Raw genomic sequence first — 25,947 nt, 5'->3', positions numbered from 1 at the left:
GCGCAAGCCCGGCCTGCCGCCGGGCGCGCGCCGCGTAGGCGCTGCGCCGGCGTGCGATGCCGCGCCCTATTCCGGCGCCTCCACCGCGTACCCTTCGGCCCGCAACGCCTCCAGGTAGCCGTTCGGCGCCAGCAACACGCTCAGCGGCAGCACCGCGAAGGTGCCGCTGTTCTCGCGCAGGGCTTTGCGGGCGATGCCCAGCCAATGCTCGCGCAAGCGCTGCTCCAGCCGATCCATGCCGCGGTTGCGCGCGAAATCCGTATCCGACAACGCCGCGCTGCATGCCGAGGCCGGGTCCTCGCGCGGCATTTGCCGCAACGCCTCGATATCCCCCACGGCCCAGGCGTTCGCACGCTCCACCATGGTGGGCAGGTCGTTCTGCACCGCATTGATCAGGCTGCGGAAGCACCCCGCATCGTGGATGCCGCCGGCGGTGAAATCGCGCAGCGCCTGCTTCGGGTCGGCCACCTTGAATTCCAGCGTGGTCGGCGTGGGCGTGATCCCGTGGCGCTTGGCGGCCGCCTCCACCACCGGCCATACCACCGGCTTGCGCGACAGACCATTCTTCTTGATGGCCGCCTGGTACAGCTCGCCGGCGGCGATCATCGGGCGCTTCTTCTCCACCCCGCCGTCGCGGCCCAGGTAATACGCCTTCAGCGGCACCCAGCGTGCGTACAGATCGGCCGGGAGCACTTGCTGCAGCGTGGCGCCGTCCGGGTTCTTCATCGCCTTCATCGCCGAAGGCACCAGCGCCAGCTTGCCGAAGAAGCCCACATCGGCATCGAGCTTCACCGAAGGCGAGGACAGGATCTGTTGCGATTGCGCGATGGCCGCCTCGACCTCGTCCGCCTGCCAGGTCATCTCGCTCGGCAGCGGCGCGATGGTGCCCAGAATCCACAGCGTGTGCTCGCCCTGGGTGATCTTCCACAACCCCGGGCCGGGCTGCACGCCGCGCACCACCATCGCCTCGAGATCGACGATGCCGCCCTGCCCGTTCGCCGCGGACGGCAAGGCGTCCTGCGCCTGCGCCACGCTGGATGCCAGCAACGCCGCCATCAACCCGCCCACCCACTTCCTTCGCCGCACCGCGTCCAGCATGACCCGCTCCGTTGGTTCGCCTGCGCGGACGCTAAACGATGGCGCGCGTTTTTGCGTTAGCGATTCGTTGCCGGGTTCACGGCCATTGGCCTTGCGTGCGCAACCACGCGGCCAGCGGATCGTCGTCGGCCATCAGCGCGAAGCGTTCCCAGACGAAGCCCGGCGATACGGTGCAGGCCACCAGTGCAAATGCCTCCAACGGGCGCGCGGCTTGCCACCAGCCGGCGGGCACCACCTGCATCGCCGGCTCGCCGGCCTCGGCCGCGCCGAGCCGGCACACATGCAGGTTGCGCGTGGCCGGGTCGAGCATGCGCAACTCCATCGCGCCGCCCTGCTGCCAGTGCCAGCATTCGTCGGCGTCCACGCGATGCCAGCGGCTGCGCTCGCCGCGCGTGAGCAGGTAGTGAATGGCGGTGAGCGCCGGCCGTCCATTCGGGCGCAACGCCGATTCGTAGCAGCGGCGGAAGTGGCCACCTTCCGGGTGCGGTTCCAGGCCGAGACGGGTGACGAGTGCGAGGGCGGCGGCGTCCATCGCCGCATCCTAGCGCGGCGCGCTCACTCGTGTCGGCGCGCATGGCAGGTGCGGAAGAACACCAGCAGGTCCCAACTGTAGCGCTTGAGCAGGCGGCGCGGCTCGTGCGCCAGGCGGTACAGCCACTCCAGGTGGAAACGCCTTACCCACTGCGGCGCCCGGCGCGCGTTGCCGGAGAGGAAGTCGAGCAAGGCCCCCACGCCGAATACCAGCGGCGTGCGCAGGCGCGGGGCGTGGTCGAGTATCCACTGTTCCTGCAACGGGTTGCCGAACGCCACCAGCAGCACGTCCGCGCCGCTGTCTTCGATCAGCGCCGGCAGCGCATCGCCCGCCTCCCGGCGGCCCGCATAGCCGTCGCACACGCCCACCACGATCTGCCCGTGCTGCTCGCGCAGCGCGCGCGCGGCGGCCTCGGCCACGCCCGGCTTCCCGCCCAGGAGGAAGAAGCGCAGCGGCCGCGATGCGTGGCGGCACAGATAAGGAATGAGGTCGGTGCCGTTGAGGTTGCCGGCGAAGCGGCGGCCGTGCAGCCAGCGCGCGGCCAGGTCCATGCCGATGCCGTCGTTGACGATGCGCACGCCCGGCGCGTCGAATCGCGCGCGCAACGGCTGGCACTGCACGATGAAGTTGGTGTTGGCGAAGAACACTTGCCGCTGTTCGCCCCGGGCGCGCGCGGCGAACAGCTCGTTCGCGAACGCCGCCTGCGTGGTGGACAACACCGGAAAGCCGCCCAGGCGCACGACCTCGCCGACCGCGAACCGGTCCGCGCCACCACCGAGGTCCGAGGCGGCCGGGTCGCTGCTCATGCGCGCGTCCACAGATCGTACGGAAAGGCATCGAGCAGGCCGTGCTGGACCGCGGCCAGGTCGAAATCGCCGTTGCCGCCCAGCGCGATGCACTCGGCCACGCTGGTGCCGGCGTGCCATTGCTCCCGCCCGGTGCCGCTGTAGTAATCGTCGTACTTGAAGCGATCCTCGCCATTGCCCCAGTCCAGATAGACGGCGGGGATGCCGTAGGCCTCGGCCAAGATCAAGCCATGCAGCGAACTGCTCACCACCAGGCGGGCGCCGAGCAGGCGGCGCATGAAGGTCACCGGCGGGCAATCCGGGGCGACCAGCTGGCCGGCGAATTCTCGGTACTTTTCCGCCGGCTCGTTGAAATGCGGCACCACCACGACATCGCGCGGCGTGCCGCCGCCCAGCAGGTCGGGCGGGAAAAACAGCGGCATCAGCAGGCCGGGATCGCCATAGACCTCCGGCACGGGGATGCCGCGATCGAGCAGGTACTGCCGCGTGCGCGGACCGCGCACCGCGCGCACGTCGAGCATGCCGAACTGGTGTGCGTCGGCGGCGATCTTGCCGTTGATGCCGCTGCCCCACACCGTGTCGCCGGTGCGGGCGAAGTGCAAGACCGAGCCGATGGCGAACAGGCGCTGGCCGTTGGCCGGCTTGTCGATCAGTTCCAGGTCGCGCAGCCCCAGGGTGCGCGCGACGATCACCTGCGAGAGCTGGTCGCCCATGTTGATGCGGCCGTCCTTGGGCTGCCACCAGAACATGGCGCGGCGCTCGGCGTGGGTGATCCAGCGGTGCAGCAGGGCGTTGGGCATGGAGAGGTCTCGGGAGAAGGATCAGCGCACGAGGGCGAGGCGGGTGTCGGGGTATTGCGTGGGGTCGAGCACGCGGTCGGTGGTCTGCGACCAGTCCAGGCACTGGCGCAGGCGTTCGCGCGGGGCGGCCAGGGCCAGCGACATCGCCGCCACGATGGAGGCCTCGTCGCCGGGCGTGTAGCCGAAGCGCGAGCGGTAGTCGCCCACCACCGCGTGCGGGCACACCGCCGGCAGGCCGAAGAAATCGTACTGCAGCAGCTTCATCGAGCTGTCGGCCAGGTAGGCCGGCACCTGCTCGGACGCATACGGCGCGATGCCGACCTGCGCATGCTTGATGTAGCGGATGGTGTCGGCGTGCTTCATCTCACCGTACACGACCACGTTGTCGCCGTAGTCGGGATGGCGCCCCATGCCCGAGCCGATGACATGGAAGGTCACCTGCGGGAAGGCGCGGCTGGCGGTGACGAAGAAGCGCGGATCGAACAACATCGAGCCCACCGCCACCGCATGCAGGCCTTCGCCGTAGGGAGACGGATCGCCGAGTGCGTCCAGGTCGTGGTCGATGCCGTGGCCGATGTGGAAGACGTTCTCGCGGCTGGCGATCTCCCCGGCCATCGCCGGCGAGACCAACGCGATCACGTCCAGCTGCGGCGCGACCCGGTCGAAGGTGCGCGCGACCCAGTCGGCGACATCGATGGCCGAGAGCGCGTCGGAGGCGCGGTAGATCAGCCGGGCGCGCGGGTTGAGCCGGCGTGCCAGCTCGATGAACGCGATGGCCGTGCCGCTCTCGAACACGATCACGTCGGACTCCACCATCCATTGCCGCAGGATCTCCGGCGGATGGCGCGCATACCAGTCGAACATCGCGTTCTCGATCGGCCGCGCCCAGCGCCGGCGCGTGTTGAACGGATGCACCAGCGCGCGCCACAGGTAGCACTCCACGCCGCGATGCTCCACAACGCGGTTGGCGGTGTCGTCCAGCGGCAGGCGCGCATCGCCCTTCCAGCGCGACAGGCGGCTGTAGCGCAGCGAGAAGAAGCGGGTCTGCCCGCGCAGCGCCAGCTGCTCGGCGATGAAATGGATGTTGGCGCGGCGCGGGGTGCGGTAGTCGTGCGCCGAGAGCACGAGGTAGCGCGGCGTGCGCGCTTCTGGGCGCGAGGGGGTGGACAGGAGGGCGTTCATCGGCGGCTCCGGGCTTCGGCGATCAGGTGGCGGGTCTGCAGGATGGACAACACGTCGCGGCGGAAGGCCGGCCAGGCGACGAAGACAAGGGCGAAGGCGGCGAGCATCGCGCCGGTGCCGACGGCCAGCTGGCGCCACAGCGCCCCGCCGATCCACCAGGAGGCCGCCCACGACGCCACCGCGCACAGGCCGTAGCCCACGACGGCGCGCAGGCCGTTGGCGAACACCGTCCATACCGGGATGTCGCTCACGCGGCCCACCCAGTACAGCGACAGCGGCCACATCACCAGCAGGCCGAACGAGTAGCCCGCGGCCACGCCTTCCACGCCCCACCACGAGCCGGCGAAGATGCAGGCGATCAGCAGCACCCGCGTCACCACCGAATAGCGCAGCTGCGCGCCCATCAGGCCTTTGGCAAGGAACACCCAGTAGGCAGCGTAGGCGGTGGTCTGGAAGACGCCGCCGGCCGTCAGCCACTGGAACAGCGGCACCGCCGGGCGCCACTGCTCGCCCAGCACGAGCACCATTAGCGGCAACGCTTGCGCGCAGGCGAAGGCGAAGGTGGCCACGATCAGGTGCACCATCACCGTCTGCCCGCGCACCAGGAACGCGGTGAAGCGCTCGCGCTCGTCCTGCAACTGCGATAGCACCGGCAGCGCGACCGTGGTGGCCGGCGCGTTGATCTGGTTCAGCGGCATCATCAGCAGCTGGAAGGCGCGGTTATACAGGCCCAGCGCCTCGGCACCGGTGCGCGCGCCGATGATGACCTGCCCGACGTTGCGGCTGGCGTAGCCGAGCAATTGCGCCAGCATCAGGTTCCAGCCGAAACCGAGGAACTGGCGCATGGGCGCGGCGCGGGTATAGCCACGCGGCAGCCAGCGCGCGCACAGCACGGTCAGCAGCAGCTGCACGCCGGCCTGCACCACCTGCTGCAACACCAGCGCCCAGAAGCCCAGCCCGGCCAGCGCGGCGGCCACGGCAGCGGCCAGGCCGGCGACCTGCGCGCCCACGTCGCTCAGCGCCAGCTGGCCGAAGCGCAGGCCGCGGCTGAGGTGGGCGCGGAACTGGGTGGTCATGCCGCTGAGCAGGAACGTGACCGCCAGGGCCTGCGAAATCTGCACCAGCGCCGGCTCGTGGTAGAACGCGGCCAGCGCGTGGGCGCCGGCGAACACCGCCACCGCCAGCAGCAGGCCGATGCCGCTGTTGATCCAGAACAGGTTGTCGCGCTGTTGCCGGCTGACCTCCTTGGCCTGGATCGCCGCCGAGGACAAGCCGAAATCACGCAGGATCTCCGCCGCGCCCACGATGGCGGTGACCATCGCCATCAGGCCGTAATCGTGCGGGGTGAGCAGGCGCGCCAGCAGGATGATGCCGCCGAACTGCACGGCCACCCGCACGCCCTGCCCGGCCATGGTGACGAAGGCGCCACCGGCGGCGCGTGCGCCCAGGCGCGGTGCGGGCGACATTCGCGCGGCCTCGCTGCTCATGCGTAGGCCTCGCTGTCGTGGCCGAGCGCTTCCAGGTAGGTGCGGTAGTGCTGCAGGCCGATCTTGGGCCAGTCGCGGCGCGAGAGGTCCGGCGCGGCGCGGCGGGGTTGATCGCGCAGGCGGGCCAAGGTGTCGGCGAGCACTTCACGGCTCAGCTCGCCGCGATACAGATGCACCCAGCCCGGCCCGACTTCCTCGGCCACGGCGGCGTTGGACTCGCTCCACGGCGCCAGCACCGGGCGATGCAGCGAGAGCGCCAGCAATAGCGTGCCGGAGTTGTGCATCTGCCGGTAAGGCAGCACGACCAGTTCGGACAGGCCGACCTCGCGCGCGAGCGTCTCGTCGTCCACATAGGCCAGCTGGGCGCTGATGCGCGGATCGGCGGCGCAGGCCGCCTCCACCGTGGCGCGCATGTCCGGCGTGGCCGGATTGCCGCAGATGCGCAGCCGCAGTTCGGGATCGGGCGTAGCCTGCACCACGTCGATCAGCGTCTCCACGCCCTTGTACGGCCGGATCAGGCCGAAGTGCAGCAGGCGGCCGCGTTGCGAGGCGGGCTGCGGGAAGCCGGCGAACCAGTCGCTGTAGTGTCCGTGCAGGATGGTGTCGGTGAACGGCGGGCGCGGCGGCGTGACGGCGTTGATGCGGACCCAACGCCGCGTCTGCCGGTCGAGCCAGCCCAGCAGCCACTGCTCCACGCGGCCCTGGCTTTCGTGCGGCTGCAGGTTGTGCAGGGTCCGCACTACCGGCGTGCGGGTGAGTTGCAGGCGCAGGAGCAGCAGCGCGGCGCAGGCGCGCTTGGCCCAGGTACCGGCGCGGCTGGGATGGCGCATCAGGTACTCGGGCCAGTGCACGTGCAGCACGTCGTAGCGCGACAGCAATGCGGTGCGCATGGAGAAGTAACGCACGGCGACATGGCCCGGCAACGCGCGATAGAGCTGCGTGAGGTAGGGATTGGTCTTGTCGCCCGGGGGATCGGTGGAGAACAGCACCACCATCGATGGGGCGTCGCGGCGCGGGGTCATCGGGCCACCTCCGTCGCGGCGTTCGGATCGAGCGCGAAGCGGTATTCGTCCTGGTACTGGCGCGCGATGTGGCGCCAGTCGTAGCGGGCGGAAAACGCCATGGCTTGCTCGCGCAGCGCCGGCAGGTCGGCATCGCTGGCCTGTGCCAGCGCCTGCACGCGCGCTGCGGCGGCGTGCGCATCGGATGGCTGCACGATCACGCCCAGGCCGGACTCGCGATGCAGGCGTGCGAATGGCGGGATGTCGCTCAGCACGGGCAGCAGGCCGGCGCTCATCGCCTCCACCGCCGCGATGCCGAAGCCCTCGTGGCGCGAAAGGCACACGAAGAATTGCGCCTGCTCCAGCAGCTTGGCCAGCTGCGAAGGAGTCGGCGACGGCACCAGCTGCACCGCCTCGGCCAGCCCGCGCGCGCCGATGGCCTGCTGCAGCGTTCCCAGGTCGAAATCGTATTCGCGCCCGGCCAGCAACAGCCGCCAGCGCGGATCGCGTGCGCGCAGCGCGGCGAGCAGGTCCAGCGTCTCCAGCAGCCCCTTGTTGACCGACCAGCGACCGAAGTACACCAGGGTGCGCCCGGCATGCGGGCTGCCGCGCCCGGCGAACTTCGCCACGTCCACGCCGTTCTCGATCACGCGCAGCCTCCGGCCCGGCACGATCTGCGAGAACAGCCGGCCGTCGTTCTCGCTGGTGGCGATGATGCGCGCGTAGGCCCGCGCCGAGGCGCGGGTGAGCGTGCGGAACCACAGTTGCTTCAAGCGCGAGGCGTAGGCGGTATGGAAGAAGCCGCCGTGCGTGGACACCACCATCGGCTTGCGGTGCAGCGGGCGGCTGAGCGCCAGGAAATCGTAGAAGAAGTCGATGCCATGCACGTGCACCAGGTCGGCATCGTGCAGGTGCGAGAGCACCGAGGGCGCCAGCGGATAGCGGGAGGAACCGCGGTAGCCGATGCGGCGGATCGCGATGCCCTCCACCTCGTCGTGCGTCTCCAGCCGGGTGTCCGGCGCGGTGAACAGGCGGTCGAGCGTGAGCACCTCGGCTTGCCCGCCCTGCTGCTGGTGTTGCCGCGCCACGTTGAGCACGACCTCCTCCATGCCGCCCACGGAAGGATGGAACTGGCGAACGACGTGCACGACTCTCATTGCGAACCTACCTCGGGAGCAGCGGGGACCGGCTTGCGGTACATGGCGGTGGGCGACAGGCCCAACGCCCAAGGCGCCCAGCGCGCCAGCATCGCGCGCGCGGGCACCGCCGCGGCGATGGCCACGGCGGTGGCGAACAGCGCCCATGCCGGGCCGGGCGGCCCGCCGATACCTGCCACGGACCGCACACCGGACAGAAAGAACAGCACCAGGAAGTGGGTGCAGAGGATCACCAGCGTGTTGCGGCCGATCCACTGCACGCCGGGCACGTGCTGGATCCAGCCGCCCACATGCAGCATCAGCGCGGTGCCCAGCAGCGCCACGCCCAGGAACACGGCCGGCGACTGGCCGAAGCGCAGCAGGTTCACGTCGACCTTGCCGTTGATCCAGGCCAGGGGCAGCCACAGCACCGCCAGCAGCAAGGGCATGCCCCACCAGCGCAGCGCCGGGTGGGGCTGGGCGGCGGCCGCATGGCGGGCCACCGCGGCACCGGCGGCGAAGAAGAACAGCGACACCGGCAGCACGTCCAGGCCCCACGGCAGGCGCACGCCCTGCCCCGGGAACCACGCGCACCATAGGCAGGCCACGACGGCCATCACCGCGGCAAGCAGCATGGCGGGCGCGCGCTTGCCCACATAGTGGAATGCGAGCGCGGTGACGAACAGCGCCGGCAGGAACCACAGCGCCGGCTGCACGTACAGGCCTTCGCCGGTGCCCTGCGCCCCGCCCACCAGCGGGTCCCACCAGGGCAACGCACCCCAGCGCGCGGCCTTCGTGCCGATGTGGCGCGTCGCCAACCAGTAGGCATAGGCGACGAAGAAGAAGAACACGTAAGGCACGACCAGCCCGCGCACGAGCTTGGCCCAGGTCTGCGCGTCGCTGCGCGGACGGCCATAGGCCGCGCCCACCCAGCCGGACAGGAAGAAGAACAGCGGCACGTGGAAGCTGAAGGCGAGCAGCGTATACGCCTGCGGCACGCCCTTGGCGTGCCCGAGCACGACCAGCACGATGGCAATGGCGCGGGTGGCATCGATGCGCCCGTCGCGCGTGGCCGCCGCCGCGTTCACGTCGCCGGCTCCGCATGCAGGCGACGGGCATGCCAGAGCCGCCGCGCCGATGGCAGCACGGGCGCGCCCTGCCACAGCCAGCCGCACACGAACCACCACAGGGCGGCGGTCTTGATCGAGAAATAGCCGTTGGACACCAGCAGGCTCAGCGCGAACGCGAAGATCGCCAATTGCTTGAACAGCTGCCCTTCCGTGCCCGGCAGGAACATCAGGAAGGAATACGCGAGCAGGAAGGCGAGCACGACGAAGATCGACTGGGAAACGATGAAGTACGCGATGCCGCTGTCGAAATAGCGGTACGCCGCATCGGTATCCAGGCCCAGCCAGGCGGGCAGCGAGAGGCGCGAGATGGAGTCGACGGTGAAGAAGATGCGGCCCAGGGTGGTGTCCTCATAGGCCTGTACCCCCGCCGCGGTGACCAGCAGCCAGCCCCCGAACAGGACGAGGAGGAACAGCCCGAAGGCCAGCCGCTGGTCAACGCGCCGCAGGATCGGTGCGAGCATCGCCATCAGCACGCATGTGCCGGCGGCCAGGCGGCCGTCCGAGGCGACGATGAGAAAGCCGATCAGGCCGATGCTCAACAGTTGTTTCCAACCGCTCAGCCAGCGCCGGAACGCCAGCAGCACGGCGGTGAAGAAGATGATGTAGTTGCCCATCGTCACCGGCTCGATGAACACCGAGGAGGCGCGCGGCAGGTTGCTCGAAGGCAGGAAGTTGCGCGCGCCCGGCCGGGTCGCGCTGACGAACAGGTTGCTGTCCTCGTTCCAGAAGCCGGAGGCGCTGAAGCCGCGGGCGTTGACGAAGTAGCTCTTGGGGTTCACCACGTCGCCATAGGTCGTGGGGGCGGCGAGCTCGAACCCGGCGACCAGCGCGATCACCAGCGTCATGCGCACGCACAGCTGCGGCACCGAGCCGCGATACGCGCAGCCCAGCACCAGGAACGCGAAGGGAATCAACGCATCGCGCAGGAACTTGGGGTCGAACTCCCACGTCAGGAAGAAGCGCAGCAATACCAGTGCCACGAGGAAGCCGAGCCCGCCGATGACCAGCGCGGCTCGCTTGCGGTCCAGCGACCACAGGCCGAGGACGAAGCAGGCGCCGTACAGCGCGAACTCCACCACGTAGGTCATCGCCGGGCGCACGGTGAATACCTTGGCGTTGATCACCGCCAGGACGAAGTTGTACCCCACCGCCAGCAACAGCACGCATTCGATGGCCACGTTGCGCCAGCGCACCCGGTGCGCGACGTGCGGCGGCAACGCCGTCGCCCACGCGGGCGACGGCGACGGCGCGCCGGCGTGGGCACCGAGGGCCGACATCAGTAAGCGTTCTTCTGGCCGAGCACCCGCACCGCGGTGAGCACGATGATGCGCAAATCCAGCCACAGCGACCAGCGGCGGATGTAGTCCAGGTCATACTGGATGCGCTTCTTCATCGTGCGCAGCTCCGGCGTCTCGCCGCGGAAGCCATTGACCTGCGCCCAGCCGGTGATGCCCGGCTTGACGTAGTGGCGCTGCATGTAATGGTGGATCAGCTTCTCGTAGTGGGTGTTGTGCTGGGCCGCGTGCGGGCGCGGGCCGACCACCGACATGCTGCCGCCGAGCACGTTGAAGATCTGCGGCAGCTCATCCAGGCTGGAGCGGCGCAGGAAAGCGCCAAAGCGGGTGATGCGGCTGTCGTTGCGCGTGGCCTGCTGCACATGCTGGCTTTCGTCGTGCACGCGCATGGAGCGGAACTTCAGCATCCAGAACTCGCGCCCGCCCAGGCCGTGGCGGCGCTGGCGGAACAGCACGGGGCCGGGCGAGCTGAGCTTGACGCCCAACGCGCAGGCCAGCATTACCGGCCACAGCACCAGCAGCGCGGCGATGGCGACGATCTTGTCCTGCATCGCCTTGGCGACGATGAAGTAGCTGTCGCGGTCCACGCCGCCCTGGCGCAGGTTGATCACCGGCACGTTGCCGATCACCTCGCCGGACTGGTTGAGCATGCCGAAGTCGAACAGGTCCGGCACCAGCTTGACGTTGATCGGGTAGCGGTCCAGGCGCTCCAGCAGCTGCTTGATGTGGTCGCGCTCGCCCAGCGGCAGCGAGATCCACACCTGGTCGACATGGTTGCCTTCCAGGTAGTCGATCAGCCCTTCCGGGTCGCCCAGGCACGGCAGGTCTTCCTGCCGGTGGTCGGCCAGCGTGAGGTCGTAGCGGCTGCTGAAGTAGCCGACCACCTGCATGCCCACCCAGGGATTGCGGCTCAGGTGCTGCTGGATCTTCATCACCGGATGGCGCAGGCCCACCACCACCACGCGCTGGGTATCCACGCCGCGGCTGCGCAGGTTGTTGAGCAGCATGCGCAAGGTGGTGCGCGAGACCAGCAGGCTGCCCAGCGCGCCGGCGAACCACAGGCCGATCCACAAGCGCGACACGCCCTGGCCGAATTGCACCACCAGCGCATGCACGGAGAACAGCGCGAACACGCCGCCAAAGGCGGCACCCAGCACGAGCAGCTCCTGGCGCAGGCCACGCCCCCGCCAGCTGCGGTACAAGGGGAACAGGGCAAAGCAGATCACCGCGTACAGCGCGGTGGTGCCGATCGCCACGCGATACGCGGCGGCCGGCACCCAGGTGCCGTACAGGAGGCGGTATGCGCACAAGGCGCTGGCCACCACCACCGCGACGTCGAAGACGCGCAGCACCAGGTCCGCGGCGGCGGAGTACTTGGTCAACAATCGCGGCGAAGTCGCCGTATAGGTCGCACTGCTCAGATCGGCCAACAACATGGGAATGTCCTCCAAACCTTCAGGCGTCGCGCGCGTGGGGGAACACGCTGCGCCTTCTGGCCTCGATCGCCTGCCACATGGATCAGCGACGCCCTCCTACGTCGACCCCGGATCCCGCGGCAGCCCTTTTCACTCGGCGGTATCCTCACCGCCGCCTATCTGGTGCATCGGTCAAACCTTCCTCCCGACCCGCGCTAACGACAGCTTGAAAACTAATCCATCCATTCGTTTCGACCCTGAACCACTTGTCACCAAGTTGACCGCGCACGCCCTCACGCAGCCGCCGGTTCATCGAGCGGATCACGTAACAGGAAACGCAGCAGCGCCACCGCCACGCCGATGAACAGCCCGAACACCAGCGCCAGCGCCACGTTAAGCGGCAGCTTGGGCATGTTGGGATTGCTCGGCACATCGGCGCCATCGACGATGGAGACGTTGTTGTTGCCGACATTGCCGGCCACGCCGATCTCCTTGTAACGCTGCAGCAACGCGTCGTAGAGCTGGCGGTTGGTATCGGCTTCGCGCTTGAGCAGGTTGTACTGGATGGAGCGCGTCTGCAGGTCCAGCTCGTCGCCCTTGAGCGCGGTGATACGCGCGTTCATCAGCTGCTCCTGCTGAGTGTCGGCGTCGTACTGGGCCTTCAGCGCCTGCCGGATGTTGAGCACTTCGCCGTTGATCTGCCGCTGCACTTCGCCGATCTGCGACTTCAGGCGCTGCATCTCCGGGTAATCGGGCTTGAACGTGGAGAGCTTTTGCTGGTACTCCGCATTCAGCCGCACCTGCTCGGCGCGCAGCTGCTGCACGAGCGGATTGGAGATCACCTGCGGCAGCGACAATCCATCGCCGCGGCTGGCCTGGCGCCACGCCGCCTCGGACTTGATGCGCTGATCCTGCGCACCGGCCAGCAGCGCATTGAGTTCGCTGAGGTTCTGCGCCGGCAGAGATGGCTTGTCATCGCCCACCGGCACGATCATCTCCTGGCTGGAGTAGGCCACCAGCTTGCGCTCGGAATCCTCCACGCGGCCTTGCAGCTGCTCCAGGCGTTCGGACAGGTACTTGGTCGCGAACGCCGACGCCTGCATGCGGCGCTGCTGGTTGCTGACGATGAACACGCGCGCATAGGCGTTGGCGACCTTGGCGGCCACGCGCGGATCGGGCGAGTCGAAATTGACCCGGACCAGGCGCGAGTTGCGGATCGGCTCGATCTCCAGCCCGTCCAGCAGGGCGGCGACCAGCGCCCGTTCGATGGCGGCCTGGCGCTCGGGCGATTGCTTGCCGCCTTCCGGGTGGCTGGCGTCGAACTTGGCCGTCACCTTGTCCACCAGCGGGCGGAAGTATGGATCGTTGGCCAGCTGCGCCTCTCGCGCCACCTGGCGGGCCAGCGAACGGCTCTTGAGCAGCTCGTACTGGGTTTCGTAGAAGTCGCGATCCTGCGGCGATTCGGCCGGCATAAGGTTCTCGACGTTGACCACGTTGAGCGCTTCGCGCTCGATCTGCAGGGTGCTGGTGGCGCGGTACGAAGGCGTCATCAGAAAGGTCACCACCAACGCCACCAGCACGATGGCCGCGGTGATGCCGACGATGAGCCAACGCTGCGCGAGCAGCGCGCGCCAGTAGTCGCGAAGGCCCAGCTCGGGGTGATGGTGCACGTGGGTGTGCGGGGTCGGGGCAATGGGCTGGCTCATCGATAAGCCCGCCACACCATCACGAAGGGAGTCAGCTCCAGCGCCGTGCGCAGCAGCAGGCGGGCATCGGAGCGGTATACCACGACGACGTCGCCGCCGTAGATTTCCGGGTCCGGCGCCTTGCCGTGCTCGATGTCGCTCAGGTCGAAGCGCGCGATCATCTTCTGGCCCTGGACCGTGCGGAACACGATGATGTTGCCGCGGCTGGCGATGTTGCTCACGCCCTTGGCCTGCGCGATCGCCTGTTGCAGCGTGAGGTTGGCGCCCACCACCGGATAGATGCCCGGCTCGTCCACGGCGCCGGTCACGGTGACGCGGCGGCCGTTGGCCTCCTGCACGAACACCGACACCTGCGGGTTCTGCAGATAGCTCTGCTGGTAGCGCTGGGCAACCTCGCGCTCGAATTCGGCCACGCCCTTGCCCGCGGCGGTCACGGTACCGATCAGCGGCAGCGAGACGTTGCCGTCGTTATCCACGCGGATCTGCCGCTCCAGGTCGTCGACCTGGAACACCTTGACCAGAAGCACGTCGCCAGGCGAAAGCCGGTACTCCGGCTGCACGGTGGCCAGGGCCAACGGGTCGGGCTGGGGCAATTCGTTTGCCATGTGGGACGTGCCGGCGCACGCGGCCAGCAGGAACATCAGGCCGAGCGGCAGCAACAATCTCGTCAGGCGTCTACTTCTGGTGGCGTAACTCATGCGTGGGGATCACCGCCTCGATCGGGATTTTCGGTACGACCTCGTCCACTCCGACCGGCACGCGGCCAGGCAGTGGTGAACTGAGGTGATGGAGTGGCCTTGCTTGCCGGCGGGGGGACACCGGCGCTCCGCTGACATCAACGTTATGGGGGAAGCGTTGTTGCGTTGGCAAAGCGTTGTTGCGACGCACTATGGCATAGAAAACGCTTCAGGCAATCCCTATGCGCCAAAAAAATGGCGCGCGCGGGGTTCTTGGTTCAAGTTCGTCTGCGGCGCGTTCACGCGCCCTGCACGGCTAGCGAAAAAGTGTGCATGACCGCACGAATCGAGGCGCTAAATGCATCACGACATGCCATCGGGTGAGGGTCGCTATTCCGTGCGGTGCCGAATCGTTTCAAGTGCGACGATGAAGCGCGACATGTCGCGGCGTGGCATCTGCGCGGAATTCACGCGCGCTGCACGTCGCGCCGCTCAACGCCTGCGCTCGGCCTCCGCATCGGTGGGAATCAGGCCCGCCTGCTCCAGCATGGCCTGCAGGCGACCTCGCACATGCTCGATATCCTCCGGCGCGGCCGACGCGACAATGCGGTCCGCCTGGGCCTGGAAGGCCAGGAAATCGAAATCGGCATCCTCGTCGCTGCGCAGGTTCGGCAGCTGGTCCTGCAATGTATCCAGGCAGCGATCGAGTTCTACTCGGCTCAACATGACCTTCGCCCCGCTCTACCTCACGGTGGCCCCTGTGCGCGCCATCCTAAGCGATGGGCAGGTCGTGAATCCGTGCACTAGGACGCGTGTGGGGACCACGGGTCGTCATCGCCGGCGGGATGCGCGCCACCCCCGCCCATGCCGCCTCCCATGCCCCCACCCATGCCCCCACCCATGCTACCGCCACCGCCTCCGCCGCCGGCCCCGCCGCGCTTGCCCTCGCCCTCCTTTGCCCGCGACCCACCGCTGCTCCGGGTAGGGCCTTGCGAGGGAATCGCCAGCGACGCGGGAATCGGGGCCAGGTCCAGCGCCTGGCGGATGAAATCGCGCAGCGAGACGACCAGCTCGGCGGTCTCCACCGGGCGGCCGGCCACCATCTCGGCTGCCGCCCGGGCGGCCAGCCGCACCTGCTCCTCGGTGCCGAGCAGCACCACATCCGAGAGCGCCGCCTCGACCGCGTCGCGGATGCGCCGGCGCCGGTCCGAGCCGTTAAGCGCCGGCTCGCCGCCTTGCGCGCCGGTCTCCTGGCGCGCGCGCAGGTCGCGCAGGTGGCTCGGGTCCACGCTCAACTCACCGGTGAAAGAACCTCCGAGCACCTTGTAGGCCGCGATCAGCGTCTTCAGGCGCTCGTTGATCTGGCGGTTCTCGCGTTCGCGCCGCCGCTGCAGCGTCTGCATGAACAGCAGGCGCACGCCCACCGCGACGAGCGAGACCATCACCAGTCCGAACAAGGTGGTCAGCAACGCGTTCCAGGAGCTGAAGTCGAGCATGTTGCGCATCGGCGATCCCTAGGCGTGTGGTGCAGACCATAGCCGATGCCATGCGCAGGGCCTGCATGCGCCGCCCACGCCATCCAGTGCGCCGTGCCTTGCCCGGCCTGCGCCCACGTCACGCGGCGCAGATCATCCGCTGGCGGCCACCGGATCCAGCCCATAGGACCAGCCCTCGCGCCAGCGCGCATCGCTGCCCTGGATCCGCACGCCGGTGAGCGCGCCGGTGGCGGCGTGCGCCGCGCGCGCGCAGAAGCGGGCGAACTCCAGCGCCTCTTCCTTCGTGCGGAACTGCCGGGCCGCGCCGGCCGCCAGGATCCCCTCGCCCTCGCGCACCGCCCACCCGTTGATATGCATCAGCACGTACCAGTACTTGCGTTCCATGACTTGCCTCGCCGCCTTCATGCCCCCTGGCGCCAGTAAAGCGCGGCCGCGTGCCGCGCGTTACACGGATTCGGCAAGCACGAAAAAGAAGGAACGCGTCTGCAGGCGGCGTGCGTGCCGGGTCGCCGGCCATCGGCGGCCGCGCACCACTCGCATTCCGGCGCGCGGGGGCGCGATATCGAATCCATTCGCTTCTTGGCCCAATAGGGAGTACGGTCAACCGGCACCCGACTTCCCACGTTCCGCCGCCCAGAAGGTGGCGCCTGGAACGATCTCCCGTCGCGACAGACTCGGCCGCCTCGCCCCTTCATCTCCAACGGAGATCGAAATGCTACAGCGTGGAAACCATCAATACTCACCGTACCGCCCCGGTGCGAGCAAGATTTCTTCGCACCAACTCGCTGCCGACCTGATGGCTTTCCAGCGCCAGGGCGGCGAGATCGAAAAGCTCGGACCGACGCGCGTCCTGCAAAGAATCCCGCTCCCTGGCGCCCCTGCCGGCCAACACGGGGAAGGTGAAACATCGACATGAGCAGCACCAAGCCCATCCTGGAAAAGCGGTTCGTCGAAGGCAGGCACAACGGCAGCGAGTTTTCCGTCGAAGCTTGGCTTCGCGAGGGCTCGGAGGCGTTTGTGCACCGCGTGGATGTCGACAGGTTGCCGGTGCCTGCCGGCCACCTACCGGTCTGCATGGGGATCGATGCGGCCTTGGACATCGGCGCGCACCTGGCACGTGGATTCATAGACGGCAGGCATCTGTGAAAGTGCCCTGCGCAGACGCCATGGTGCCCGCCCTGCCCGCCATGGAAGCGCCATGACCTCACCCGAGTCACGCATCGAATCGCTACTGGAAGATCTCGAGGAAATCCTGCACAGGCGCGATGAGCCCGCCAACGACGAACCCGACGGGTATCGCGTCGCGAGGATTCCCGAAAGCGATGCGTTGCGCCGGATACGCATCCGCCTGGCTCGATTTCGGCAGGGATACTGAGCCGTGACCCACCCGCCGTCGGGGATCGATATCCACGCCATGATCGAGCATTGGCGCGCCAGGCACGCCCGGGGCGAGCTGGGAAACCTGATGTTCGAACGCGATATCGCGCCGCTGATTCGCGCAGCGTGCGCCTCCTACGTGTCCTGCAACGGCAGCCGCCCGCAGATGAGGCAGTGCTACCGCACGCAGGTGGAATACATGGTGAGATTGCGCACCACCTCGCGCCAAGTGGATTGCGTGGCCGAGCACTGCTGGCGTGCGCTGGAAAATCCAACCCGGGCGTAGCCCGGCTACCGGCGCATCCCTCCCTGCGAGCTGATCGCGGCGGCCCGCGCGGAGCCGCCGCCACGACCGCGCACCTCAAGCGGATGGCGTATCTGTCCGAAGACGGTCCACCATCTCGCGCAACTCGGAAATCACCCGCTGCGCGTCTTCGGGCTTCACGTCGAACACCACCCTTCGAAAGCCCGGACCGCTGGCGTAGAAATCGCACAGGTCGTGGTCCGAAAAACAGTATCGATGGATGACGTACTTGCCGCGAAACTCGATGACCTCGTTGCGAGATCGCGCCCCTGCGTAGGCGCGCTCACCGTCCACCACGTTCCTCGGGTTCGCTGCCGCCCGATTGACCGCCGGCGCTCACCGTGCCGGTGGCGCGACGCAATGGCGTATTGCCGAGCCGCTCGATCTTTCCCCCCGTTCTGAGAAATTCCGCCACATCCTGCTGGACGTCGACGGCGCGTACGCGCGAACGGGTTGGCCTACTCGACGTGTAGTCAGTCGCCCTGGGCTGCATGTTTTGATCACCTGCGAAAACGCGAAGGGGCAGGTGCAGGCTACGACGCCTTCATCTGGAAGACGGCCCGGCGCAAGCGGGACCGTTGGATGCAGCATACGCCACCCGCCCGGCATAAGCTTGACGGGGTGATCACGCGCTCCAGCCCGCCAGGCAGGGAATGTCTACACCTCGCCTGCGGGCAGGCGGATGCCCGGCGTGGCGAGCGTAAGCGCTCTGACGGAGGCGAGAAAGCCGACGGCGATGAGTGCGATCCGGAACCCGTCCCACGCCCTCCAGCGCGCGGTGAGTTCCACGGCCTGCGCCACGCTGGCCACAGCCTTGCCCGTGGCAATGTCGTATTGCGCGTTGATCATCGGCCAAAAGATCGTGGGCGTGATCGCCCAGATCACCACGAACGCCCCCGTTCCCGCCAGCAACCAGGGGCGTACCGCGCGAGGCTGGTTCCATCCGGCAACCAGCGCTCCGACGATCGTGATGGCCATGAAGATCGACAGCGGCTGGAAGAAGCCTCCCGGGCTCATCGGATACTTCGGGCCATACGGCAGCAGCGCAAATGACGCAGGCGGCGAAGCCCCCCATGCACCCGCCACGACGAGAAGATCAAATATCTTCGCTCCGAGCCCGATGCCCCAGGCGAACGTGGAAGCCCACAGGAAGGCCTGCGTGATGCGGGTTCGTGACGACATCGCGTGATTGTCCTGTGCGGGTGACGGAAAACGCTGATGGATGGCGGGCGCCGGCCTCGAGCGCGTCTCAAGGCCACCCGCTTCGCGATACTAGGCTGAAATCGCGGTGCGCTGTGCGTGCCTGGGCCGACCAGTAGGCGACCCGCCCGTGCAAACGAACAACGGCCCACGCTTCGTCAGCGTAGGCCGTTGTTCGTAAAAGGGAATTTGGTCGGGGTAGCCGGATTCGAACCGACGACCACCAGTCCCCCAGACTTGACCTCTGTGCAGCGCAAGCATTTGAAATCTATTGCGCTGAGCCCTCCGCGGCACCGTCTAAAGATGGCCTTCTCGTATTAAAAGAATCAAGACGTTACACCCCGATAGGGTGATCAGCGCACCGGGCGCCTGACCTCGTAGATCGCTCCTCGGGTGAAATACCAGTCGTCCGGCGCGCCGTCCGGCAGCGCCCCAGGCGGCTCGGTGGCGATGTGGGTGGCCTGATAGCCGTTGGGGCCGAGGATTCGCAGCGGCCCGACCACGATCTTGCCAGCGACAGCCGGGTTCACCAGCACCACCGTGTCGCCGTTCTGCAGGCGCACTGGCTCGTCCGGCACTTGGCCGTTGAGCAGGATCGGGGGTTCGTCATGGCCCGTCATGAGTCCCGTCCCGCCTCAGCGACGCCGCCGGCGCCGATGGGTCGTCTGAACCTCGACGCCGGTCCGGCGTTCTTCTGGCAGCGCGCAGCCCAGACCGCGGTACTGCTCCCGGATCCGCTCCTCCCAGCGCACGGCCCAGCGCTCCAGGAAGCGGACAGACGCGTCACGGCTCGGAAGGAACTCGAATCGGAGGTTCGTCGTCCCGTCGTTCCGGGAGACGCGACAGCCTCGGCCCTCCGGCAGTTCGACGATCAGGCCGATCCCCCGGCCGTCGAGGTGAAGGTGCAGCTCGGTGCCCCAGGGGCGCCATTGGAAGCCGGGGGGAAGGTTCGGAAGGTCCATGCCGACGATCCTACGCCGCCGCGTCTCGGCGCTTGCGACGCGCGGATCACGGCGCTGAGCCGTTCACCTTCCCCGCCTAAGCGCGGTTGACCGGGGCGATGCCGTCGGGCATCAGGCCGGCCCGGTCCAGATGCCAGAGCGCGTACTGCCAGATGTAGATGCTGTCAGCCCGGCACTGATCGGCGACGCTGGCCACCCGCTCCCGGAACCAGCCGTAGTCGAAGTCGTCAGCCTGGGGAGTGCCGCCCGAGGGCAGCTCCCGGCAAAGTTGGTCGATCAGCGCGGTGGCGGTCGCGCGATCCATGCCAGCTACACGACAAAGAAAGCCGCCACGATAAGGATCGCGGCCGTCGTAATTAGGAAAGACGCGAGCACGAGCCCAAAGGCGCGCAACCAGCTTGCCTGGTTGAGTGCTCGAAAGGCCGAGGTTCGCGCCCACAAGTACCAAGTAACGCTCGCCAGCTGCAGAGCTACGCCCCACATGCTCCAGTTTCCAGTAGGCCAGCGAATCATGTACTCGCTGACGGCCAAGCCGAGCACGAAGGGACACGCCACAAATGCCTGGATCGAAAACGGCTCACGAAGTGTGTCCCGCGTGACGCGCGACCGCTGTCGCCTCAGAGTACCGAGCGCTGCGCCGAGTGCATACACGCAAAAGATCGCAGATCTTGTCAGGATTAGACCTTCCTCGGTCCCGAACAATACCTGCCCCACCGGACTTTCGATCTTCGGCAGTGGCATCTTCAGCGAGAGCTCAAGCGCATGGGCGAGCGCGACGGTCAGAATCAACATCAACACGGGGCTGATGGTCTCCTGAAACCGACTCTCCAGTGGCTTTGACAGCTCCTCGTGGGTATACCGCGCAATCTGCCCTGGATGGCAAAGAATTCTCCACAGGGTCCGGGGATAGAAGACTAGCCAACCCACCAGCTCGTAGAGGAACTCTTCGAGGGAACGTAACAGGCGGATCAAATCCATGGTGTCTAGGCCCTTGCAGACAAGGCGAAGCTTATGTCAACTCACTGGGACTTGGTGGGCTCAAATCTCTTGCAGCAATAAGTGCGTCCAGGGTCTCAGTCCACGCCGCCAGCTCATCCACGTAGGCATGCTTGTAGCCAATGCCCTCCCCCTGTGTCCTTCCGGCTCGCTCGTCGGCCAGCCGGCGGGCATGCCAGCGCCAGCGCACCACTTCCAGATCCTGATGCGACTGAATCAACGCGGTCGCCACCCACGTCAGTGCGTCACACCTGGCCTGGAGCACCTCAACGAGTTCTGCTTCCGTAGGCTTCTGCATGATGCCTCCGAGTTGAACTGCCAAAATCTGCCAGCCTGGGGCGAGGCGGTGCCGTCCGGTTGACATTTGATCGGATCCCGCACGCGAGAGATGCCAATTCTCCCTTGCCGTTGCGCACAAAAAACCCTGCTTGCGGACGGCCGGCAACCGTCCTAGATTGTAGCCATGCGAAGGGGGAGCGCATGGAATTTCTACGTCGATTCGAAGTGCCCGTGAAGGCGGCTCTGGGGTGTTTGTACGTGCTGCTTTTGGTCTACGCCGCGAGCATATTCGCCCGCTAGCGGGATATTGATCACGCCGCCAACTGGTGCTCGTAGAAGGGGTGCCGCTTGTCGTCGAAGATCGCGTACAGGGCCGCCAGGTTATTGGGGTCGGGGCTGAGCCAGGCGTCGACGTGCTCGGGCTTGATGTTGATGATCGTCCTGTCGTGGCCAGCGGCGGCGACCTCGGGCTCCGGCTCGTCGGTGATCGCCGCGAAGCTCAGCAGGTCCGGCTCCTGCCCCTTCGGATCGGTCCAGGCTGCCCACAGGCAGGCCACCAGCATTGGCTCGCGATCGCGCGGGGTGAACTGCAGAACCTGGTTCTTGCCGTCCGGCCCTTCCACGTTCTCGTAGAAGGTGTCCACCACCAGGATGCCGTGGCGCCGGCCGAAGGCCTCGCGCCAGTAGCTCTCCAGGCTGTCGCGGCGGGCGTTGTAGGTGCCGGGGAACTTGGTGTCGTAGAAGGCTGGCTTACCCTCCAGCCGGCACTGGTAGCGCATCGGCTTGATGACGCGCTTGCCGCCCTCCATGACGATCACCGGCGCGTACATGCCGGGGAAGATGCGGCTGTCCCGGTCGAGAGGTTCATCGCGCCGCAGGTCGGCCAGGCGCTTGGTGGCGCGCTCGATCTTGTTGGTGGCCACGCGCACGTCGTTCTCGGCCTTCTTGGTGACCTTCACCTGCAGGGCGCGCTGCGCGGTGTTCAGGCGCGTCTTCTGAGCGAAGAGCTCCTTCTCCAGAACCGTGGCCTCTTCGCCCCGCCACGCCACGATGTCGCGCCAGATGTCGTGCTCGGCGGTGTTCGACCACTCGGCGAAGGCGTCATCCATGGCCTTGGGCGTCTTCGGCCGCGCCTTGCCCGGGTCGTGGAAGTACAGCTTGGCGAAGTCGTCCAGCGACATGATTGCGCCGTACGTGCGCACCAGCTTCCGGTAGTCGGCCATCACCTGCGCGGAGTAGCACATGGGTCAAGCGGCCTCGTCGATCGGCGGAATCAGCCCGTGGCGGGCCAGCATACCCAAGGCCTGATGCTCGACCCAGTCCCGGTCGGCGCCAGGACCAGCCGCGTCGGCGATCGTCTCGACCATGGCCGCGAACGCTTCGATGAAGTGGTGCTCCTGGGTATCGACCAGCCCGGGCACGCTGCCCTCGAGCTGGTCCAGATGCACCTGCAGTTGGTCTCGGGTCAGGGCCATGGCTTGACCTCCGCTTGGGAGGACAGCCTAGGTCCGGTGCCGTTGAGGCGGCGTAGACGGGCCGCCACCCGATGGAGCCTGGCCACGGCGTCGGCATGGCGGCACCAGGCGCGCCAGCCTCCCGCGCGTGGCGGGGTCATCGCCAGGATCTGCCGCTCGATGGCTTCCGCCCGCTGAGCGGCCCTGCGGGCCTTGGTGGTGGCTTTGGGCATGGCCGGGAGGATGAATTGAGGGCGTCGCATGTGCTGCGACCGGCCAGTTCGAACGTATTTCCCCGGCAGCGGCGGCGGGATGCTTCCACCGCCTTGTCGACCGCGCAGAATTGCGCGAGGACCGGGACGTCCGGCGGCTACGGTGGCAATGCCCTGCTCCACCATCGAGCGCGAGGCCAAGGTGACGTTGGTCGGCGGGGCCTGGACGCTGGGCGGGATGATGCTGAGCGGCGGCAGCTCCAGCTTGGCGCCATCGTCGATCGCGGCGAACTTGCCGGGCACGTGCTTGAGCGCAGTGATGTTGAAGGTGATCCCCTCGCCCTCCGTCACCGCCAGCACCTTGAAGGTCTGCAGCGCCAGCTCAGCGCTTTCCGTCGCCCAGACCCCCTGCGGCTGGGGCTCCGACGACCACGGAGCGGAGACCGTCACCTGGTTGCCGCTGATCGCGGCGATGGTGCGCGCCTGGCTGCGGCCGGTGGGGAGCATCACCACGAGGCTGTCCCCCGCCGCCATGCCCTCCGGCGCCAGGTCAAGCACAACAGTCTGGCCGCTCGCCGAGTGGATGCGCCCGCCAATCCGACGGCCAGCACGCTTCGCGTCAGCCACCTGGATGATCTGCCCCGGCTCGGCCACCACGCCATCAAGGCCGACGGCGAAGCTCACCGTCTCGGTCTCCAGGTTCTCCGAGAGCAGGATGTGGTTGCCGATGCGCTGTGCCTGGCTGCGGGAGGTGCACCCGAAAGCGGTCACCTCGGTCTGCTGGATGCCGTAGCGCGCCACGCCCTCGCGGTAGATCACCGGCTCGACCTTCTGTCGGCCGAAGTCGCTCTGGTCGCTCCAGGACACCAGCGCCACGGTGTGGCGCGCCTTGCGGCCGCTGCCCTCGTAACTGAACCGGCTGTCGATCACGTTGGCGCCGGTGTAGGTATAGACCGGGTCCATCGGCATGTCCGCCGAGGCCAGAACCTGGCCCATGGCGTAGTAGCTGATGCCCCGGAACACCGAAGCCAGGTCCTGCAGGAGCTTGTAGGCATCCTGGGCGGTCTGCAGGTACACGTTGCAGGTGAAGCGCGGCTCCTGGCCCCCGAGCCCGTCGCTCACCAGCTGGTCGCAGTACTGGGCGATCTGGTACAGCCGCCACCGATCGACCATCTCCGGCGCGACGATGCCGCCCAGGCCGAACCGGTCGTTGGTGACCATGTCGTAGAACACCCAGGCCGGGTTGTCCGACCACGCCGACTTGAACGTGCCATCCCAAATACCGACGTAGGCCCGAGTCTCGGGGTCGTAGTTCGTCGGCACGCGGATGATCCGCCAGTAGCAGTCGTAGCCACGCGTGGGGATGCTCTGGAACTGGCTGGCGTCCACTTCGATGGCGACCAGCGCACTGTTGGGGTAGCGCAACTTCGCGTCGATGATCTCGGTCAACGACAGGATGTTGAGCGTGTCGGCGATGGTGGCGCTGTTCGCGTTGGGCGTCAGGCGCCGGAAGCGGATCTGCCACACGCTCCCAGCAGGTAGGTCGATGCGCCGGCTGCGCTCGTACTGGGTGGTGGTCTTGCCGGTGATCGTGTCGGTGAGCAGCGTGGTGTAGGCGCCGCCGTCGGTGGCCACGTCCACCGCATAGGTGATGCTGTACCCCACGGTGTCGCCGTTGTCGGTCTTCGTCCGCTGCAACGCCGGCACGGCCAGGCGCACGCGCACTGCCGACAGCTCGGAGCCGGAGACGGTGCGCACGATCGGCGTGTCGCTGCGCAGCTCCACGCCCACCGAAATCTCGTTCTCGACGCTCGGGAAGCCGGCCACGTATTCCTGGTCCTGCGTGCCGACGCGCGTCTGCACCACGACGTTCTGGAAGTTCATGGAGCCGTCGCTGCCTTGCAGCGGCGCACCATCCAGCGCGATCGACTGCAACCCGTTGGCCAGGCCGCGGATCTCGCCCTCGCTGATCAGGTCGATGATCTTGGCGTAGGCGATCGAGTGCAGGCTATCGGGCGACTCGACGGGCGTGCGGGCGCTGCTGGAGCCCTTGCCGCCGGCACCGCGGAATTCAGGGCCTGCGCTCACGCCTGGTCCTCAGCGTAAACGCCGCCGCTGATCACTGCCGAACCGCCCCAGCAGCGGCCATAGCCCACCGGTACCGGGTTGCCCTCGGCCTCGGTGTTGACCGGCCCATTGAAGCTGTAGCTGGGCTGGTTTTCGGGACTGTCCTTTGCACCGAGCCCTTTGGGCTGTGGAGAGAGCATTTGCACGACACCGCCAGCGATCATGGCGACACCCAGATTGATGAAGGGCGTGCCGCTGAAGCCGGTGTACACGTTGAGCACCACACCGACCACCACCAGGATCGCGCCAACGATGGTCTGCAGCACACCCGCGCGCTTGGCGCCCTGCAGAACCGGCGCAACGCGGATTTCGGCCGAGCCCGGCGGATCGTGCAATTGCTGCTCGCCGATATTGCGCTTGCCCAGGAAGACGGCGAAGACCATGCCCTTGTCCTTTGCGGAGTTCAGGTAGGCAGCCAGCCCCGGAATCTGCACGCACAGCGCACGCATAGCCTCAGCTGCGCTATCTACGGCCAGGTGGAACTCCCGCCCGAACCGCGCGCCCAGCGCGCCATATAGCCGAATGGTGCGGATAGTCTCAGCCATCGATCATCTCCCGGTGTCGCACGATGTAGCAGGTCCGCTCGGCCCAGTAGCCGCCGTAGACGACCCGGTCGGATAGCCGGCTGTGGAGGTGGTGCAGCATCACCCCGTCGCCCAGGTAGATGCCGGCGTGGTTGGGGACCGTGGACCGGATCTGCATGAGGATCAGGTCGCCACGACGCGGGGCATCCGTGATGCGCTCGAACCCCTCGGCCTGCAGGCGATCCAGGCTGTAGAGCTGCTGACCCTTGAGCCACCAGTCGTCCTCGCGGGTGTAGTTCGACAACTGGATGCCGAGCTCGCGGCGATAGAAGTCCTGCACGAGCGTGTAGCAATCCAAAATGCCGTGCGCGAACTGGCGTCCGATCAACGGTGCCTCGTAACCGGACGGCTCGATCGTCTGGATGTCGCCGCACTCGGCCGCGCCATCCACCTGGCCCACGCTGACGATATGCCAAACCAAGCCGCTGCCTTCGCACTGAACCCGGTCGGCGTCACTGGGCGTTGCCGGCGCATTGGGGTGGCTGTGCACGAGCGCCAGCACCTCGCCACGATCCTCAGCTGAGGCGTAGTCCTCCGCCGGCAGGCGAAAGTGCTCGCTGGGCGCGGCCGCCTCATTGCGGCAAGGCACGTAGGTCTCACGCCCTTCGATGGCGACCACCAGCCCGCAGCATTCGCGCGGGTATTCGGCCACGGCGTGCTCATGGATTGCCGCCAAGGTCAACGCGTCCAT

At 67.5% G+C, this 25,947-nt stretch carries 31 protein-coding genes; 3 read left to right on the top strand and 28 right to left on the bottom strand.

All coding sequences use genetic code 11. The features are described from left to right. Positions 1-66 precede the first annotated feature (66 nt). The 16 genes from P6166_RS04845 to P6166_RS04770 all read right to left on the bottom strand — a co-directional run bounded on the left by P6166_RS04845 (position 67) and on the right by P6166_RS04770 (position 16,145). On the bottom strand, positions 67-1,098 hold the full coding sequence (locus P6166_RS04845) for a TraB/GumN family protein (RefSeq protein WP_277763384.1): 1,032 nt from the start codon (positions 1,096-1,098) through the stop codon (positions 67-69). 76 nt (positions 1,099-1,174) lie between these two features. Next, entirely contained in the window at positions 1,175-1,630 is a 456-nt protein-coding gene (locus P6166_RS04840) for a cupin domain-containing protein (RefSeq protein WP_277763383.1), read from the bottom strand. A 23-nt stretch (positions 1,631-1,653) separates the two neighbouring features. Continuing rightward, the gene (locus tag P6166_RS04835) at positions 1,654-2,436 is read right to left on the bottom strand and encodes a WecB/TagA/CpsF family glycosyltransferase (RefSeq protein ID WP_277763382.1); all 783 of its coding nucleotides are present in this window, start codon (positions 2,434-2,436) and stop codon (positions 1,654-1,656) included. Next, on the bottom strand, positions 2,433-3,236 hold the full coding sequence (locus P6166_RS04830; protein WP_277763381.1) for a polysaccharide pyruvyl transferase family protein: 804 nt from the start codon (positions 3,234-3,236) through the stop codon (positions 2,433-2,435). The genes P6166_RS04835 and P6166_RS04830 overlap by 4 nt, the downstream gene beginning before the upstream one ends. A 21-nt stretch (positions 3,237-3,257) precedes the next feature. Beyond that, the gene (locus P6166_RS04825; protein ID WP_277763380.1) at positions 3,258-4,418 is read right to left on the bottom strand and encodes a glycosyltransferase family 1 protein; all 1,161 of its coding nucleotides are present in this window, start codon (positions 4,416-4,418) and stop codon (positions 3,258-3,260) included. Beyond that, on the bottom strand, positions 4,415-5,905 hold the full coding sequence (locus P6166_RS04820; protein ID WP_277763379.1) for a lipopolysaccharide biosynthesis protein: 1,491 nt from the start codon (positions 5,903-5,905) through the stop codon (positions 4,415-4,417). The genes P6166_RS04825 and P6166_RS04820 overlap by 4 nt, the downstream gene beginning before the upstream one ends. Beyond that, entirely contained in the window at positions 5,902-6,927 is a 1,026-nt protein-coding gene (locus tag P6166_RS04815; RefSeq protein ID WP_277763378.1) for a GDP-mannose--glycolipid 4-beta-D-mannosyltransferase, read from the bottom strand. Before P6166_RS04815 ends, P6166_RS04820 begins: the two co-directional genes overlap by 4 nt. Then, the gene (locus P6166_RS04810; protein ID WP_277763377.1) at positions 6,924-8,063 is read right to left on the bottom strand and encodes a glycosyltransferase family 4 protein; all 1,140 of its coding nucleotides are present in this window, start codon (positions 8,061-8,063) and stop codon (positions 6,924-6,926) included. Before P6166_RS04810 ends, P6166_RS04815 begins: the two co-directional genes overlap by 4 nt. Beyond that, complete coding sequence (locus tag P6166_RS04805) at positions 8,060-9,130, bottom strand: acyltransferase family protein (RefSeq protein ID WP_277763376.1); 1,071 nt, start codon at positions 9,128-9,130, stop codon at positions 8,060-8,062. The genes P6166_RS04810 and P6166_RS04805 overlap by 4 nt, the downstream gene beginning before the upstream one ends. Next, positions 9,127-10,389, bottom strand: a complete 1,263-nt coding sequence (locus P6166_RS04800; protein WP_277763443.1) for a polysaccharide biosynthesis protein GumE — start codon at positions 10,387-10,389, stop codon at positions 9,127-9,129. The genes P6166_RS04805 and P6166_RS04800 overlap by 4 nt, the downstream gene beginning before the upstream one ends. Before the next feature lie 59 nt (positions 10,390-10,448). After that, positions 10,449-11,903, bottom strand: a complete 1,455-nt coding sequence (locus tag P6166_RS04795) for an undecaprenyl-phosphate glucose phosphotransferase (RefSeq protein WP_277763375.1) — start codon at positions 11,901-11,903, stop codon at positions 10,449-10,451. Positions 11,904-12,175: 272 nt separating this feature from the next. Next, positions 12,176-13,588, bottom strand: coding sequence for a GumC family protein (locus tag P6166_RS04790; protein ID WP_345781849.1), 1,413 nt, complete (start codon positions 13,586-13,588; stop codon positions 12,176-12,178). Further along, the gene (locus P6166_RS04785) at positions 13,585-14,229 is read right to left on the bottom strand and encodes a polysaccharide biosynthesis/export family protein (protein ID WP_345781854.1); all 645 of its coding nucleotides are present in this window, start codon (positions 14,227-14,229) and stop codon (positions 13,585-13,587) included. The genes P6166_RS04790 and P6166_RS04785 overlap by 4 nt, the downstream gene beginning before the upstream one ends. Before the next feature lie 528 nt (positions 14,230-14,757). Beyond that, entirely contained in the window at positions 14,758-14,991 is a 234-nt protein-coding gene (locus tag P6166_RS04780) for a hypothetical protein (RefSeq protein WP_277763374.1), read from the bottom strand. Between the two features lie 77 nt (positions 14,992-15,068). After that, positions 15,069-15,770, bottom strand: coding sequence for a hypothetical protein (locus P6166_RS04775; protein ID WP_277763373.1), 702 nt, complete (start codon positions 15,768-15,770; stop codon positions 15,069-15,071). Positions 15,771-15,893: 123 nt separating this feature from the next. Next, positions 15,894-16,145: a DUF2188 domain-containing protein gene (locus P6166_RS04770; RefSeq protein ID WP_277763372.1), complete on the bottom strand. Its 252-nt coding sequence runs from the start codon at positions 16,143-16,145 to the stop codon at positions 15,894-15,896. Between the two features lie 528 nt (positions 16,146-16,673). Here P6166_RS04770 and P6166_RS04765 point away from each other — a divergent pair. From P6166_RS04765 to P6166_RS04755, 3 genes are read left to right on the top strand one after another with little or no spacing between them, the layout of a single operon-like run. After that, positions 16,674-16,907, top strand: coding sequence for a hypothetical protein (locus P6166_RS04765; protein ID WP_277763371.1), 234 nt, complete (start codon positions 16,674-16,676; stop codon positions 16,905-16,907). 52 nt (positions 16,908-16,959) lie between these two features. After that, the gene (locus P6166_RS04760) at positions 16,960-17,136 is read left to right on the top strand and encodes a hypothetical protein (protein WP_277763370.1); all 177 of its coding nucleotides are present in this window, start codon (positions 16,960-16,962) and stop codon (positions 17,134-17,136) included. Between the two features lie 3 nt (positions 17,137-17,139). Further along, entirely contained in the window at positions 17,140-17,424 is a 285-nt protein-coding gene (locus P6166_RS04755) for a hypothetical protein (protein ID WP_277763369.1), read from the top strand. Positions 17,425-17,499: 75 nt separating this feature from the next. Here P6166_RS04755 and P6166_RS04750 read toward each other — a convergent pair whose 3' ends face one another. The 12 genes from P6166_RS04750 to P6166_RS04695 all read right to left on the bottom strand — a co-directional run bounded on the left by P6166_RS04750 (position 17,500) and on the right by P6166_RS04695 (position 25,947). Then, complete coding sequence (locus P6166_RS04750) at positions 17,500-17,736, bottom strand: hypothetical protein (RefSeq protein WP_277763368.1); 237 nt, start codon at positions 17,734-17,736, stop codon at positions 17,500-17,502. 363 nt (positions 17,737-18,099) lie between these two features. Continuing rightward, a complete protein-coding gene (locus tag P6166_RS04745) occupies positions 18,100-18,624 on the bottom strand; it encodes a DUF1772 domain-containing protein (protein ID WP_277763367.1) in 525 nt (174 codons plus the stop codon). A 371-nt stretch (positions 18,625-18,995) separates the two neighbouring features. After that, entirely contained in the window at positions 18,996-19,262 is a 267-nt protein-coding gene (locus tag P6166_RS04740) for a hypothetical protein (RefSeq protein WP_277763366.1), read from the bottom strand. 15 nt (positions 19,263-19,277) lie between these two features. Then, positions 19,278-19,604, bottom strand: a complete 327-nt coding sequence (locus tag P6166_RS04735; protein WP_277763365.1) for a hypothetical protein — start codon at positions 19,602-19,604, stop codon at positions 19,278-19,280. Between the two features lie 76 nt (positions 19,605-19,680). After that, entirely contained in the window at positions 19,681-19,908 is a 228-nt protein-coding gene (locus P6166_RS04730; protein WP_277763364.1) for a hypothetical protein, read from the bottom strand. A gap of 5 nt (positions 19,909-19,913) precedes the next feature. After that, entirely contained in the window at positions 19,914-20,582 is a 669-nt protein-coding gene (locus P6166_RS04725; protein WP_277763363.1) for a hypothetical protein, read from the bottom strand. Positions 20,583-20,613: 31 nt separating this feature from the next. Next, a complete protein-coding gene (locus P6166_RS04720; protein WP_277763362.1) occupies positions 20,614-20,898 on the bottom strand; it encodes a hypothetical protein in 285 nt (94 codons plus the stop codon). A 292-nt stretch (positions 20,899-21,190) separates the two neighbouring features. Further along, on the bottom strand, positions 21,191-22,123 hold the full coding sequence (locus tag P6166_RS04715; RefSeq protein ID WP_277763361.1) for an SOS response-associated peptidase family protein: 933 nt from the start codon (positions 22,121-22,123) through the stop codon (positions 21,191-21,193). A gap of 3 nt (positions 22,124-22,126) precedes the next feature. Then, positions 22,127-22,354, bottom strand: coding sequence for a hypothetical protein (locus P6166_RS04710; RefSeq protein WP_277763360.1), 228 nt, complete (start codon positions 22,352-22,354; stop codon positions 22,127-22,129). Then, positions 22,345-24,633: a phage tail protein gene (locus tag P6166_RS04705; RefSeq protein WP_277763359.1), complete on the bottom strand. Its 2,289-nt coding sequence runs from the start codon at positions 24,631-24,633 to the stop codon at positions 22,345-22,347. Before P6166_RS04705 ends, P6166_RS04710 begins: the two co-directional genes overlap by 10 nt. Next, positions 24,630-25,217, bottom strand: coding sequence for a tail assembly protein (locus P6166_RS04700; RefSeq protein ID WP_277763358.1), 588 nt, complete (start codon positions 25,215-25,217; stop codon positions 24,630-24,632). Before P6166_RS04700 ends, P6166_RS04705 begins: the two co-directional genes overlap by 4 nt. Then, complete coding sequence (locus P6166_RS04695) at positions 25,210-25,947, bottom strand: C40 family peptidase (RefSeq protein ID WP_277763357.1); 738 nt, start codon at positions 25,945-25,947, stop codon at positions 25,210-25,212. The genes P6166_RS04700 and P6166_RS04695 overlap by 8 nt, the downstream gene beginning before the upstream one ends.

The organism is Stenotrophomonas sp. HITSZ_GD (assembly GCF_029543105.1).
Classification (GTDB): domain Bacteria; phylum Pseudomonadota; class Gammaproteobacteria; order Xanthomonadales; family Xanthomonadaceae; genus Stenotrophomonas_A.
This window is presented reverse-complemented; position numbering and strand designations above follow the sequence as displayed.

Bases quoted from the DNA above. Each gene is read 5' to 3' on its own strand.
- P6166_RS04790 (WP_345781849.1), bottom strand. From the start codon at position 13,588: ATGAGCCAGCCCATTGCCCCGACCCCGCACACCCACGTGCACCATCAC.
- P6166_RS04745 (WP_277763367.1), bottom strand. From the start codon at position 18,624: ATGTCGTCACGAACCCGCATCACGCAGGCCTTCCTGTGGGCTTCCACG.
- P6166_RS04780 (WP_277763374.1), bottom strand. From the start codon at position 14,991: ATGTTGAGCCGAGTAGAACTCGATCGCTGCCTGGATACATTGCAGGAC.
- P6166_RS04700 (WP_277763358.1), bottom strand. From the start codon at position 25,217: ATGGCTGAGACTATCCGCACCATTCGGCTATATGGCGCGCTGGGCGCG.
- P6166_RS04795 (WP_277763375.1), bottom strand. From the start codon at position 11,903: ATGTTGTTGGCCGATCTGAGCAGTGCGACCTATACGGCGACTTCGCCG.
- P6166_RS04825 (WP_277763380.1), bottom strand. From the start codon at position 4,418: ATGAACGCCCTCCTGTCCACCCCCTCGCGCCCAGAAGCGCGCACGCCG.
- P6166_RS04845 (WP_277763384.1), bottom strand. From the start codon at position 1,098: ATGCTGGACGCGGTGCGGCGAAGGAAGTGGGTGGGCGGGTTGATGGCG.
- P6166_RS04830 (WP_277763381.1), bottom strand. From the start codon at position 3,236: ATGCCCAACGCCCTGCTGCACCGCTGGATCACCCACGCCGAGCGCCGC.
- P6166_RS04740 (WP_277763366.1), bottom strand. From the start codon at position 19,262: ATGACGGGCCATGACGAACCCCCGATCCTGCTCAACGGCCAAGTGCCG.
- P6166_RS04820 (WP_277763379.1), bottom strand. From the start codon at position 5,905: ATGAGCAGCGAGGCCGCGCGAATGTCGCCCGCACCGCGCCTGGGCGCA.
- P6166_RS04770 (WP_277763372.1), bottom strand. From the start codon at position 16,145: ATGGAACGCAAGTACTGGTACGTGCTGATGCATATCAACGGGTGGGCG.
- P6166_RS04715 (WP_277763361.1), bottom strand. From the start codon at position 22,123: ATGTGCTACTCCGCGCAGGTGATGGCCGACTACCGGAAGCTGGTGCGC.
- P6166_RS04775 (WP_277763373.1), bottom strand. From the start codon at position 15,770: ATGCGCAACATGCTCGACTTCAGCTCCTGGAACGCGTTGCTGACCACC.
- P6166_RS04760 (WP_277763370.1), top strand. From the start codon at position 16,960: ATGACCTCACCCGAGTCACGCATCGAATCGCTACTGGAAGATCTCGAG.
- P6166_RS04815 (WP_277763378.1), bottom strand. From the start codon at position 6,927: ATGACCCCGCGCCGCGACGCCCCATCGATGGTGGTGCTGTTCTCCACC.
- P6166_RS04695 (WP_277763357.1), bottom strand. From the start codon at position 25,947: ATGGACGCGTTGACCTTGGCGGCAATCCATGAGCACGCCGTGGCCGAA.
- P6166_RS04810 (WP_277763377.1), bottom strand. From the start codon at position 8,063: ATGAGAGTCGTGCACGTCGTTCGCCAGTTCCATCCTTCCGTGGGCGGC.
- P6166_RS04835 (WP_277763382.1), bottom strand. From the start codon at position 2,436: ATGAGCAGCGACCCGGCCGCCTCGGACCTCGGTGGTGGCGCGGACCGG.
- P6166_RS04725 (WP_277763363.1), bottom strand. From the start codon at position 20,582: ATGGATTTGATCCGCCTGTTACGTTCCCTCGAAGAGTTCCTCTACGAG.
- P6166_RS04785 (WP_345781854.1), bottom strand. From the start codon at position 14,229: ATGTTCCTGCTGGCCGCGTGCGCCGGCACGTCCCACATGGCAAACGAA.
- P6166_RS04730 (WP_277763364.1), bottom strand. From the start codon at position 19,908: ATGGATCGCGCGACCGCCACCGCGCTGATCGACCAACTTTGCCGGGAG.
- P6166_RS04840 (WP_277763383.1), bottom strand. From the start codon at position 1,630: ATGGACGCCGCCGCCCTCGCACTCGTCACCCGTCTCGGCCTGGAACCG.
- P6166_RS04720 (WP_277763362.1), bottom strand. From the start codon at position 20,898: ATGCAGAAGCCTACGGAAGCAGAACTCGTTGAGGTGCTCCAGGCCAGG.
- P6166_RS04765 (WP_277763371.1), top strand. From the start codon at position 16,674: ATGAGCAGCACCAAGCCCATCCTGGAAAAGCGGTTCGTCGAAGGCAGG.
- P6166_RS04735 (WP_277763365.1), bottom strand. From the start codon at position 19,604: ATGGACCTTCCGAACCTTCCCCCCGGCTTCCAATGGCGCCCCTGGGGC.
- P6166_RS04710 (WP_277763360.1), bottom strand. From the start codon at position 22,354: ATGGCCCTGACCCGAGACCAACTGCAGGTGCATCTGGACCAGCTCGAG.